Source organism: Streptococcus sp. CF4-3 (genome assembly GCF_024295385.1).
Taxonomy (GTDB): Bacteria; Bacillota; Bacilli; order Lactobacillales; family Streptococcaceae; genus Streptococcus; species Streptococcus infantis_I.
The window spans coordinates 16540-29532 of record NZ_JANCPN010000001.1; the positions used below are offsets into that span (position 1 = coordinate 16540).

The 12993-nt window shown below is 36.9% G+C and carries 10 protein-coding genes and 1 pseudogene; all 11 read right to left on the reverse strand.

Annotation, left to right across the window (positions count from 1 at the left end):
• Nucleotides 1–3: 3 nt before the first annotated feature.
• The gene (locus NML75_RS00095) at nucleotides 4–1086 is read right to left on the reverse strand and encodes a glycosyltransferase family 4 protein (protein WP_254731025.1); all 1083 of its coding nucleotides are present in this window, start codon (nucleotides 1084–1086) and stop codon (nucleotides 4–6) included.
• Nucleotides 1087–1093: 7 nt separating this feature from the next.
• Nucleotides 1094–1930, reverse strand: a complete 837-nt coding sequence (locus NML75_RS00100; protein ID WP_254731028.1) for a LicD family protein — start codon at nucleotides 1928–1930, stop codon at nucleotides 1094–1096.
• 110 nt (nucleotides 1931–2040) lie between these two features.
• Nucleotides 2041–3237, reverse strand: coding sequence for a polymerase (locus tag NML75_RS00105; RefSeq protein ID WP_254731031.1), 1197 nt, complete (start codon nucleotides 3235–3237; stop codon nucleotides 2041–2043).
• A gap of 20 nt (nucleotides 3238–3257) precedes the next feature.
• Nucleotides 3258–4052, reverse strand: a complete 795-nt coding sequence (locus tag NML75_RS00110) for a DUF4422 domain-containing protein (RefSeq protein ID WP_254724916.1) — start codon at nucleotides 4050–4052, stop codon at nucleotides 3258–3260.
• A 279-nt stretch (nucleotides 4053–4331) separates the two neighbouring features.
• The gene (locus NML75_RS00115) at nucleotides 4332–4967 is read right to left on the reverse strand and encodes a sugar transferase (RefSeq protein ID WP_036756069.1); all 636 of its coding nucleotides are present in this window, start codon (nucleotides 4965–4967) and stop codon (nucleotides 4332–4334) included.
• A gap of 51 nt (nucleotides 4968–5018) precedes the next feature.
• A complete protein-coding gene (locus NML75_RS00120) occupies nucleotides 5019–5711 on the reverse strand; it encodes a tyrosine-protein kinase (protein WP_254731034.1) in 693 nt (230 codons plus the stop codon).
• Nucleotides 5712–5721: 10 nt separating this feature from the next.
• On the reverse strand, nucleotides 5722–6414 hold the full coding sequence (locus NML75_RS00125) for a CspC family polysaccharide chain length determinant protein (RefSeq protein ID WP_049496023.1): 693 nt from the start codon (nucleotides 6412–6414) through the stop codon (nucleotides 5722–5724).
• A gap of 8 nt (nucleotides 6415–6422) precedes the next feature.
• Nucleotides 6423–7154, reverse strand: a complete 732-nt coding sequence (gene cps4B, locus NML75_RS00130) for a capsular polysaccharide biosynthesis protein Cps4B (protein ID WP_254731038.1) — start codon at nucleotides 7152–7154, stop codon at nucleotides 6423–6425.
• Nucleotide 7155: 1 nt separating this feature from the next.
• Nucleotides 7156–8604 carry an LCP family glycopolymer transferase CpsA gene (cpsA, locus tag NML75_RS00135; protein WP_254731042.1) on the reverse strand — a complete coding sequence of 483 codons (1449 nt, stop codon included), beginning with the start codon at nucleotides 8602–8604 and terminating at the stop codon, nucleotides 7156–7158.
• 194 nt (nucleotides 8605–8798) lie between these two features.
• Nucleotides 8799–10757: a peptide ABC transporter substrate-binding protein gene (locus NML75_RS00140; RefSeq protein ID WP_254731045.1), complete on the reverse strand. Its 1959-nt coding sequence runs from the start codon at nucleotides 10755–10757 to the stop codon at nucleotides 8799–8801.
• Nucleotides 10758–10918: 161 nt separating this feature from the next.
• Nucleotides 10919–12876, reverse strand: a pseudogene (locus tag NML75_RS00145) (peptide ABC transporter substrate-binding protein).
• Nucleotides 12877–12993: the final 117 nt, after the last annotated feature.

A 12993-nucleotide genomic window follows, 5' to 3' on the forward strand; every position in this document is an offset into this window, starting at 1 on the left:
CTCCTAAATCGTCTCAATTAGTTCAATCCACTGCTTGAGAATTTTATCTTTATCGAATTTATCCATATTTTCTTTTGCGTGTTCTGAGAAAGACTGTCTCAAAACTTCATCTCCCATCAGTTCAAGCAATTTTTGGCTCAACTTATCCGTATCATAACACTCAACCAAATAGCCATTAACTCCATCTTCAACAATTTCGTTCGGTCCTGTCGGACAACTAAAGCTAACTATAGGAAGATTGTATTGTTGTGCTTCCAGCAGAACTAGAGGTAAACCTTCATAGCGAGAAGTCATGACATAAATCCCTTTATCTCCATAAATCAAATCCTGATTTTTTTCGAGTCCTTTTATGACTAACTTATCCTGTAAATCATTTTCGTTGATTAAATTTCTGATTTTGTCCACTTCGTCTTGATTTCCGGAACCGTAGATTTCCCAAGTCCAGTCAAACCTTTTCGCTAACACTTTTTTCGCGACTTGAACAAGATAATCATATCCTTTTTGATAGTCAAAACGGCCAACCGTCACAATTTTAGTTGATTTTTTATTATAGGATACATCTGAAAGAGCAGCCTCTTTCCAATTATAGATGTAGCAAATTCTTTCATCAGAAACACCGTATTTTTTTATATAATTTTCACGGTCTTCTTGAGTAAGGGTCACGAGTTTATCAGCAAATTTCGCTCCAATATATCTTTGTATCTTCTTAACTTTAGTATCAATATCTACTATAGAATTTGTATGGTCGCAGGAAACAAATTTTGTTCTCAAACCAATTGTGCTTGCTACACCAACTGTATTCATACTCATTCCGATTCCAAAAACAATATCAATGTTCTCTTCTTTCAGATAGTTTCTCAATAACTTGACCGCTTCGAGAAAATTTTTACTCATTGATATTTTCTTTGATGATAAATTTTGATATCGAACCGATTGTTTCAGCGAGAAGAAATTGTTTTCTGTAGAAATCATCGAGAGAAGATGAACTTCATACATAGTTGATAACTCATTTGCAAGACTGGTTGCTACTTTCAGTCCTCCATCTGTTCTATCAATACTCCATTTCACTAAAGCGATTTTTTTCATCTTTAAACTACACTTCCCCTTCATTTTCACCCAGTGAGATAATCTCGTAGTGGTGAAGAGCCCTTTTATCTTCTGGTGGCAATTGCATATAATCCGCTCCGTAAATGGCTGTTAGATATTCTTTGTATTTGTAAGGACAACAAAGTTTAAGATCTTCAAACTGTAATAGGACTGGTTCTCCAAAGTAATCACTCGGTACTATCTCTCTTAATTTGTAAGCTCCCGTAAAATTTCCTGCGTAAGCTTCATCAAACGAATATTTTTTTATCGTTTGCAAATATTTTTTCTGTGCCCAGGTAAAGGAAATAATCTTCTCAATACTAACAGCATTCGCAAAAGCAATAATTATCTTTTCAATGAATGGTCGATTTTCTTTTTTCTGATTCACCAAACTATTGAATTGCGAGAGTTGAACCATCATCCTTGCATACAAGTATCTTAAAGAATGAATTTTTTTCTTTAAAGCATTAGAAGGCATACCATCTAGCGGGAAAATGTCTATCCACAAACTTTCTACCAATTCTTCTTTACTATAATTCATGATGATTTTTGTAGAATCATCTCGAATCACAGAGAAAGCCTTTTTATAGTTTAATGTATCTTCGCTTAAAAACTTGTAGTTTTCTGGCAAGACATTTGAAGCTATTTTTTTAAACTTTTCGTAATCCTCTCTCGGCATACCGATATCGATGTCATCATCCCAAGGTATGAATCCTTTATGACGTACCGCTCCTAGCAAGGTTCCACCTAGAGCATAGTAGGTTAGGTTATTTTCTTCGCAAATATTAATAAACTCTTTCAAAATAGATAAAATCTTATCTTGAATGATTTTGATATCCGACATACTTTCCTCCTATATATAAATCGAAATAAAACCGTCTTACCAGTCTATGCTCTTTTAAGTTCTCGTTAAATACTTCTTACCATTTCACTATACGTTTTTTCAAATGAATATTATTTTAACTGTTCATCACCTTCATCAGAGAACTGATAATCTGGGTAGATTAAAGTGCCTACCAAGATCCAAAAAATATTGTTATGAAGATAGAAATTCAAATCATCAATCATGGAATGAAAACTCATTAATATCAAAATCAGAGCAAGAACCCACTGGCGTTTCTTAATTACTTTAGACAAAGTCAAAGTTAGGACTGAGAGCATCAATCCCAGGATGAGTAAGCCAAATCTTTGTAAAACTTGAACATACAAATTGTCTACATACAGATAATAGGTCTGATAGTCCCTAACTCCTTCAACAGTCAGACCATTTCCATTCCATTCAACCTGTCGTCTAAAGAATCCATAACCATACAGGTTTAAAGATTTGTTTGCCAAGTATATACGACCACCTAACATACGGTTTACTTTAAAAAGAAGGTCATTGATAAAAGAATGACTTGAATTGAGATAGATAACAGAGACCCAAAAACTTATAACTGCATTAACGATAAAGGTCAGTTTAAAAACTTTAAACACATGTCCTAGTTTAGAGAATAGTTCAGGGAACCACTTTATTAGCAAACTGCTTAGCAAAAGTACACAGGAACTATAAAATGTTAAACGAGAATCCGTTTTACCATATAACCAATAAACAGAAAGAGCTAACAGCAGCCATTGCCAATATTGGATTTTATTTTGCTTCAAATAAAACACAATAGCGACTATATTCATTAGTAAAATAGAAGGGTAGAGAGCATATCTAAAACCTAGGTAGCTCCGTACTCGAGAACCAGAAATTTCAAGATAATTCGTTATTATTCCTAATTTTGCGCTGATGATAACAAACAACAACAAGCACATACTAACGACTAAAGAAGTTTGTGCTACCTTCTTAAAAGGAACATCTCGTAAAGCGTAAATAAATAATATACTTACAGAAAGTTCTGAACTGAGAGCTGTCATTTTCCCTACGATAAAATAAATTAAAATTGTTGCAAACAATCCAATGAGAGCTCTATAATCATATTTTCTCTTGAAAGACTCTTTTAGGAGCAAAAGAAAGATTGAAAAAGCTATCGCTAATTTATAAACTGTTCCAGGCAGATATCGAGCATAAAAAGTTACATTTAATATCGAAACCGTTAAAAATATTCCTAAAGCAACAAGAGCTAGAAGCTCTGGCAAAGATTTTATTTTTACTACTAATTTCATCCTTATTCTTTTATCCCTATCTAAAAACTCTGTCCATATTTTTTCCCGAAGAATTTTGCTTGTAGGAAGGATTTTCCTTTTTGAATCAAGTCAATTTTCTCCATATAGATAAACGGTATCTCTTTTACCCGCAAATCTTGTTTTGCCAACCAAACATTGAACAAGCGTTCACTGATACGACCAAACAATCTAGCATCAAAAGCAGAATAGTCTGTAATATCCAATCTCTTATAGAGCTCATCAATAATCGGGAACAACCATTCACAGTAGGCTGCTACATTTTCTTTGGACATGATAAACATATTGAACATATAGCCACTGCGTTGTTTCATGACCTGATCAAAAGCATCGATATAGTCCGGTCTCAACTCGCTAACAATCTGGCGTGTTACGTCTAAATGATTGGCATCATGCGTATGTGCATAGTGTGAGTATAGCGTTTCAATGTAGTATTTCCGTTTTTTTGGAACGATTACATCACTTTCAGCCAACAAATCTTGCAGTTCTGATTTAGACAGGATAATATCATTCATATCAATCGTTTCACTATATGAGTGACGTTTTGCCGTGAAATAGCGACGATAGTGTACCAAACCAAGATAGTCACATTCTAAATTTTTCCACGCCCAATAAAGTCCAGTTAATTCGCAATAATAGGGGTTCAAACTTGAAATATTGTCTCCTTCATTATCACATTGGTATCCTAACTTTTCTTTTCCTTCACTACCAACATGGATAGGTAGGTAAAGATCAGTATCAGCAGGCATGGTAAATTGCTTGTGTGTTGCCACGATAATTTTATAATTCTTTGTCATTTTAACCCCCTTCATTTAGATTGAACTGTTTGCGCTAAAAAAGAAACCAAACACTAGCATCCTAGTTTCACAGAGTTCACCTAAGAAACTAGTTGACTCTTTTGCCATGCCTCTATTAGACTACTCAGATCATATAACTCTGGAAGCATATTTCACCATTTTAAAATGGTAAAACACCCTTTCCAAATTCTAAAACATGACTACCAGTATTTGATTTCGTATCATTTTCATTTTGAACTCATCAACAGATTATAAAATCCTAAAAAACTTATCTGTTCTTTAATGAGCCCCTTTTCCTAGCAAAACTTGCTTAATGGTTAATAAAAATATCTTTACATCCAATTTGAAAGATTGATTTCTAGGATAATATAATTCCATCTCGCAACGTTCAGGATAATAGACTTCACTTCTCCCAGAAACTTGCCACATACCTGTTATCCCTGGCTTCACTGAAAGCAGAAGTTTCTGTTCCTCTTCGGAATATTCTTCTAACTCCTTATCAAGGATTGGCCTAGGTCCTATAAAGCTCATCTCACCTCGCAAAACATTTATAAACTGAGGAAATTCATCAATACTCGTTTTTCTAATGAAATTCCCAATAATCGTTAAGCGTGGATCTTCGTTAGGAGGCAATTTGTAGCTATTGTCAATATATTTTTGATGTAACTCTTTATTGGCCAAGAGAATTTCTTCAGCATTTTCAACCATTGAACGAAACTTAATAATTTTAAATTTTTTCCCATTCAAACCTACTCGATACTGAGTAAAGAAAATGCTACCCTTATATCCTTTAGCTTTATATATGATGAAAATAATCAAGGAAGCTGGAAAGGCTAATACAACAGTTCCAACCAATCCAATAAAAAAGTCTGCAAGTTGCTTAAAACTTTTGTATAAGACTTCACTAATCTCCACTTAAACTTAACCTACTTTTCATATAATCTTCTTTTTAATATTTACTTTTTCTTATTTTTTCCCATAGGAACCATAGTTCCCGTATGATCCGTAAGAACCATATTTTTCAAGCTGAATATTAAATTTATTCAGAATAACTCCTAAGAATGGTGTTCCTGTTTGCTCTAACTGGTCTTTAGCTTTTTGAACTTCTCTCCGTTTTGTTGCAGAAGCTTCAGTTACCAGGATAGAGGCGTCGCATTTTTGTACAATAATCGCTGCATCAATGACAACTCCGATAGGGGCCGTATCCACAATGATATAGTCAAAGTATTTGCGTAAAGTCTCAATCATTGCTTCAAATTTGTCACTTTGAAGCAGGGCAGTCGGGTTTGGTGAAACAGCCCCTGATTGAATGACAAACAAGTTTTCTACGCTTGTTTCACACAACCCATGAGATAGATCTTTGGTTCCTGATAAGTAGTCTGTCAAACCTGTAATTCTTTCTCGAGACTTAAAGACACCTGACATTACCGAATTTCGAATATCGGCATCAATAAGGAGTGTCTTATAGCCTGCACGCGCGAAAGCCCAAGCTATATTGGTTGAAGTGGTTGATTTCCCTTCTCCAGGTCGAACTGAAGAAATAGCAATCACTTTGAGACCATCTCCACTCAACTGGATATTGGTCCGTAATGCGTTATAATACTCCTCAGCTTTTTTTACAGAGTTTAATCGTTGTTCTGATAATTCTAACTTTGCCATGTTTACTCCCTTACTTTAATTTCTCTAGATTTGGAATAACTCCCAAAAGTGAGAGATGCATTACTTCTTCAATATCCTCTGGACGTTTCACTCGATCATCCATTAATTCAACTAAAAGCACGATAACCGTGACGAATCCTACACCTGCTATAGTGGCCATCATTGTATTGCGACGAATGTTTGGTGAAGATGGTGATGTCGCTGGTCTTGCTTCCTCAAGTGTGGTTACATCCGACACTCTTGTTACAGAAATGATTTTCTGAGCAGCTACTTCTCTAAGTGCATTGGCGATACGACTCGCTTCCTCAGGTTTCCCATCTCGAACTGAGATTGATACGATACGCGTATCTGCAGGAACTGTTACTGAGACTTTTCTCCCAAGAGTTTTGGCATCCATCGTTAAGCTTTGATCAGCCACCACTTTTTCAAGAACATCCTGAGAAAGAATGATCTCACGGTAGTCTTTTACCAAGTATGAGCCCGCCTGCAAGTCTTGGTTCGTCAAACCTGGCTTATCCCCCTGGTTACGATTGACAACGTAGATGCGAGTGGTACTAGCGTACTGTGGCTTAATCACAAACGAGCTATAAGCGAAAGCTGTCACGCCTGCTACTAGTGCAACTAAGGTGATGACAAATTTTCGTTTCCAAAGCACTTTTACTAATTGCAGTACATCAATTTCAAATTTATCTTGTTCTTTCATCATTTCTCCTAAATAAGTTGATCATTTATAATGTTTGATGGGTTTGTTTCAAAAAGTTCACGAGCTTTTTCTGCTCCATATTTTTTAGCAATGAGTTCATAAGCTTCTCTCATATAAGGTGGACGATTATCCAGGTTATGCATATCGCTAGCCACTACATGGACTAAGTCCTTGTCCAAGAAATACCTAGCACGTTTTTTCATAAACTTGTAGGTGTCACCAAATAGTCGCGGCTTTAAGACACTCGAACTATTAATCTGCATATAGCAACCCATATTGATGAGTTCCCTTACCTTTTTATCATCATTTTCTAAAGCGTGATAACGCTCAATATGAGCAACCACAGGCGTAATCCCTAACATGAGAACTTTTGTCAAGGCGCTATGAATATCTCTGTAGGGAGTATTCATACTAAATTCAATCAAGGCAAAGCGTGTGTCATTAAGCCTTGGAATTAAATCTTTTTCTAACTTTTCCAAAGCATCGCCAGAAAAATAAATCTCAGCCCCATATACTACAGTCAAATCCGGAGCGATTTCTTGAGCCATCTGTTTGACTTCACTAAAATTAGCTGCAATTTTGTCTTCTGGTGTTTCAAACATCCCTTTTCTGCGATGAGAGGTCGAAACAATAGTACGTACCCCTTGTGCGTAAGCTTCCTCAAGGAGAGCCTTGCTCTCAGCTTTATTTTTAGGTCCATCGTCAACATCGAAAACAATATGTGAATGAATATCAATCATCTTAATTTCCTTCCATGGTATCTTTAATGGCCGCCTTAACAGTCTCCAAGCTTGTTGGATCGATTTCCAACATGTAAAGATTGCTATCTGGCATAGCGTAAGACGGAAGATCCATACGACCAGTCCCTTTCAGATCTTGATTGGTTACTGTATATTTCCCTCCGCTTGCCAACTGAGCATTGACAAGACTTACCATTGTTTCTGGTGGCATATTGGTCTGAACTGAATCCTGCAAACCTTGAATAACGCCATCGTAGTTTTTCAAGGCTTCTGCCGAAGTCATCTTTTGAATAATGGCTGTAATGACTTTTTGTTGGTTACGACCGCGATCTCCATCACCATTTGTCAAAGAGTAACGTTCACGGACAAAACCTAAAGCCAATTCTGAATCAAGATGAATATTTCCAACCGGGTAGTGCTTGCCATTTGTATGAGCAGTAAACTCTTGGTCATTATAGACGTCAACACCACCGAGAAGGTCAATCAACTTCAAGAAAGAAGTGAAGTTGAGGCGAGCATAGTAGTTTAAATCGATACCATAAAGATTTTCTAAGGTATGAATAGAAGCATCTACGCCATAGATACCCGCATGCGTCAACTTATCATTTTGGTTATTCCCGCCATCTGCGATAGGAACGTAGGCATCTCGAGGAGTTGTCGTCAAAAGAATCTTTTTGGTATCTTGATTCACTGTCATGATGATATTGACATCTGAGCGCGAAACAGAACTGATAGGACCATAGGTATCAATCCCGCTAACATAAACATTGAAAGAATTTCCTGTCGCAACCTTAGGCGCTTCCACTTTCTTTGTCAAATCCTTGGTATAGATTTTCTTGATCTTTTTAGCATGGTCAGGGTATTCCTGCTCAATCAGATTTTCAAAGACACCGTTTAAGACTATTGCTTTGGTTTCTCCATCTAACAAACTCTTATAGGATGCTAGGTAAGAAGAAGCTTCCTCAACTGTCAATTCCTTGCTTTGAGTTGTTTTAATGTCATCTATCAATTTTTGAATATTCTCAGCATCTGTTCCTGTTGGAGCAGTTACACTAGAAAGTTGAGAAACGTTATTAATCTCACTGTCTGCTAGCACTGCCACACTCATAGAGTAGCTTGAATAATTTGAAGTTGCGTTAAATTGATTGGCGAGCCCTACAAATCGATTGACAGCTACTAATGCTACCGAACTAAATAAGACTGAGACTAGCAGTATTATCAAGGTAAAAATTTTAGCTTTTCGATTTACTATCAGCAACAGAGACAATAACGCGATAAGAACTAAAACCACTGCCAAGATAATATTAAAATAGCTGACCGCTAAAATCTGATATTTAAAAATCAAAAACAATAAAAAAGAAGCTAGAACAGCATAGATTAGCAACAAACTTACATTTAAACTTTGCTGAAATTTACCAGATTGACTTTTTTTTATACGTCTATTTTTCATGGAATACCTCTTCAAAACATTTTAGCTTAATTATATCATAAATTACCTCTCAAGACCATCAACACCAATCAAGAAAGCGCTCACTTTTGGGAAGTGTTTTCGTTTTTTATATTTACTATAGTTTTTGCTGCTTTTTGTGTTTCCAAAATACAACTATAATAAAAAATAGAGCTCTTAAAAAGCTCTATTTTTTATTATTTAACGTGACTTTCGAATTCTTTTTGACTCTTTTCGACTGAGTTTTTACGTTCTTGTTCCCATTTGGCTTTAGCTTCGTCAAATTGAGCAGTTGTTACCACTTCTGTTTGCAATTTCATGTACTTATAGTTACTTCCAGTACCTTTGATTCCGACAAGTGAGTAAGCTCGTGTAAATGGTGTCACACGTGTTACCGAAGCTCCACCACCGTTTGAATTTACAGGGAGCAATAGCGAACTATCAATCAGCCAAGCTTGTGCGTCTGCATAATTTTCATAACGTTTGGCTACGTCTGTATTTTCTGCATCTGCCGCTTTCAATTTTTGAGTATATTGGTTCAATCCGATATTTGTAATCTTATCAGTATCCTTGCTTGGATCAAGTCCTAAAATCTTGAGATAGAATCCATCCTCAGCGTTGAAAGGATTGAGATAAGTCGATGGATCTTGGTAGTCTGCAGACCAACCATCCAAGTTCAAGTCATAGTCATGATCAGCTGTGGTTGGCGCTTGGAATGTCGCATTAGCATAGTCTTCTGTTGAAATTTGAACGACATCAATCACTACATTTTCTGCCCCAAGAGTTGATTCGACAGATTGTTTAAGCGAATGAATCTTCGGAAGCAAGGTTTTGTTAACTTGGTCTACAGGCAAGTCCAAATGAATTGGGAAGGTCACACCTTGTGCTTCTAATTCTTTTTTAGCCTCTGCAAACTGAGCTTGTGCTTTTTCTTTATTGAAGTAGCCGTCTTGAGCATCTTCAAGATTCATATTTGACCACTGTGTACCATAGTTTACCAACTTAGATGAAACTGTCTCACCAAAAGTCTTGTCACCTACTTGCACGAAAGTTGGTGGCACAAGTGTGTTACGAAGAGTGTTTTTAGCTGCTTCTTCTCCATTAGACTGAGCTGAGTAGGCTGTACGGTCAATGGCAAAGTTGATTGCTTGACGGAAATTTTTATTTAAAATCGCAGCTTGGGTAGCTTGTTTTTGCTCATCGCTAGTCTTAGCTGTATGATTGTATGTTTGGCGATTAACGTTAAAATTATAGTACCAAGAAGTCGCATCCTGCAAGCTATAGACGATGTTGTCCTTGTATTTTTCCTTTGTCTTAGCAAAGTTTGAACTATTTGGATAGACACCAGCAGACGAGTAGGCTCCGCTTTCGAAATTACGGATCGTCATATCTTGGTCAGAACCATCAACATAAGCCAACTTAACTCTTTCAATCGTCACTTTTTCTTGGTCATAGTAATGAGGGTTCTTCATGTACTCGAGTGATGATTTTGATGTGAATTCTTTTAACAAATAAGGACCACTGTAGAGAATGCTATCTGGTTTCAATTCCCCAAATTCTTTACCTTTAGAAGTCAAGAACTCTTCATTGACAGGGAACAAGATACTATTGGTAGTCTTAGAGTTCCAGAATGGTTCTGGACGTGTCAAAGTATATTGGACAGTGTAATCATCTACAGCTTTCACACCAACATTTGAAAAGTCAGTATTTGCGCCTGTCACATAATCATCTAATCCCTTGATTGAGTTCTGAATCAAATCGAGAGCTTGACTCTTGTTATCAGCTGCATACTTGATACCTGTGATGAAATCTTGTGCTTTGATTGGGGCATACTCTTCCCCGTCAGCAGTGAACCATTTTGCATCTTGACGAAGTTTATAAGTGTAAGTCAAACCATCCTTTGAAACACTCCAATCTTCTGCAAGAGCAGGAATGAGATTTCCATAATTGTCATTTTCAAGCAAACCATCTACCAAGTTGGTTACAACAGCGGTATTATCACCAGAGTAGTCCAACAGGTAGTTGAAGGTTGTTGGATCGGCACCAAATGTTGACGAGTAGGTTTTAACATCTGATGCTGACTTCCCACACGCTGTCAATAAGACCGCCGCAGCAAGCGTCAACCCCGCTCCAATCAGTCGTTTTTTGAGTTTCATGATTCATTTTCTCCTTAAATGTTAGGTTTTATGACATATAGCTATTCTATCAAATTTTGCCCCAAAAGTAAAGTTATTTAATTATTTGCCCTCTCGTCAGTATATGAAAAAAAGAAAGAAATCCCGCATAAAATCAGAATTTCCTTCATCGTTGTTTAGGATTATTTAACGTGGTTCGCTAACTCTTTTTGATATTTAGCGTTTGTTTCAAGTTTCTCTTTTTGCCATTTCTTAAGAGCTTCTTCGTATTCTTTAGTGGTTACAATATCATTTTGCAACTCTAAACCTTTAAATACAAACGGATCTCCCTTGATACCAACTTGAGAGTAGGCTTTCGAAAATGGTACTGTACGACTAACTGTAGGAGAACCTCCTGAAGATGCTACAGGAATGAGGAGTGAGCCCAAGCCTGTGCTTTAGCATATTTTTCATAGCGTTTGTTAAGGTCGGTTGTTTCTGATGCTGCGTCATCCAAGAGTTTCTTGTACTCATCAAGTCCAACTTGAGCCATGACTTCTGGATCTTTACCTTTTGTGATACCCAAGTGTTTAAGGGCAGAACCCTTCTTAGCATCCAAGATATTTAGATAGGTAGCTGGATCTTGATAGTCTGGTCCCCAACCAGTTCCGTTCAAGTCATAGTCTTTTTGAGAAGGAACCTTAGCTTGAGAAGTAATACTCATTTTCTCATTATCTGTCATTTGAAGCACATCTATGACAACATTTTCAGTTCCAAGCGCTGCTTCGACAGATTGTTTGAGGGAGTTGGTTTGTTGAACAGCAATGACATCTGTCTGTTCAACTGGAATATCCAAATGGATTGGGAAGGTTACACCTTTAGCTTGCAATTCTGATTTTGCTTTTTCAAAGGCAGCTTTTGCTTTTGTTGGATTGTAAATAGTGTCTTTACCATCTGTCAAAGCTACATCTTTCCACTGGTCTCCGTATGTTACCAGTTGCTCTTGAGCCAGTTCTCCGAAGGTCTTTTCACCAACCTGAACATAGTCGTAAGGTACAAGGCTGGTACGAATAATCTTGTCTGCACCTTCTTCACCATTCATCTGAGCAGAGTAAGAATGACGGTCAAGAGCAAAGTTGATTGCCTGGCGGAAGTTTTTGTTGAGAAGCGCTTCTTTTGTAGAAGTCTTTTGAGCTTCATCTGTCTTTGCTGTTTTATTGTAAGACTGACGATTCACGTTGAAAGTAAAGTAATAGCTGGTCGCTTCTTGCGGACTATAGACAATCTTATCCCCATATTCTTGCTTAGTTGAATCAAAGTTTGAACTTGTTGGGAAGAGACGAGCTGTTGTATAGGCTCCTGATGAGAAACTACGAATCAATGATTCTTGGTCAGATCCATCGTAGAAAGTAAGTTTGACGTGGTCAATCTTAACATTGTCTTTATCCCAATAATTTGGATTTTTTTCGTACTCGATCACTGATTTTGAAGTGAAGTTCTTCAAAATATATGGTCCATTATAGAGAATACCTGAAGGTGTTGCTGCACCATAATCTTTACCTTGAGAATTCAGGAATTCTTCATTAACTGGGAGCATAGTCGCTGTTGTTACCTTAGAATTCCAGAAGCTTTCTGGTTGGTTCAAGGTGTATTGAACAGTGTAGTCATCAATTGCTTTAACTCCAACTGTTGAGAAGTCATTGCTTTCACCACTGACATATTCTGCTAAACCTTTGATAGAATCTTGGATCAGACTTAAGCCATCTGACTTACCATCAGCAGCATGCTTCAAACCAGTCACAAAGTCTTGGGCTTTGACCTCGGCGTACTCTTCACCTTCAGAAGTATACCATTTGACACCTTTACGTAGTTTGTAAGTATAAGTCAAACCGTCTTGTGAAACCGACCAGTCTTCAGCAAGAGATGGAATCAAGTTTCCGTATTTGTCATTTTCCAAGAGTCCGTCGACCAAGTTAGCAATGACGTCCGATGTTGAACTTTTACTAGTAACGCTATAGTCCAACGTTGATGGATCGATGGCATATACGTATGAAAATGTTGTAGGAGCATCTGCTTTTTTCTCTGTCTTTCCACAAGCCGCTAAAAGAAGAGTTGCACTCATCGTTATCCCTGCTACTGCGAGCAACTTTTTCGATTTCATCGGTATTCTCCTTTAAAATACTATTTTTCACCATTATACCCTATTTTTTTATAAAAGCAAGGGTTTTCATGCAATTTTTTAGAAAATTCAAAATAATATTTTTTTAAGAAATTTCTA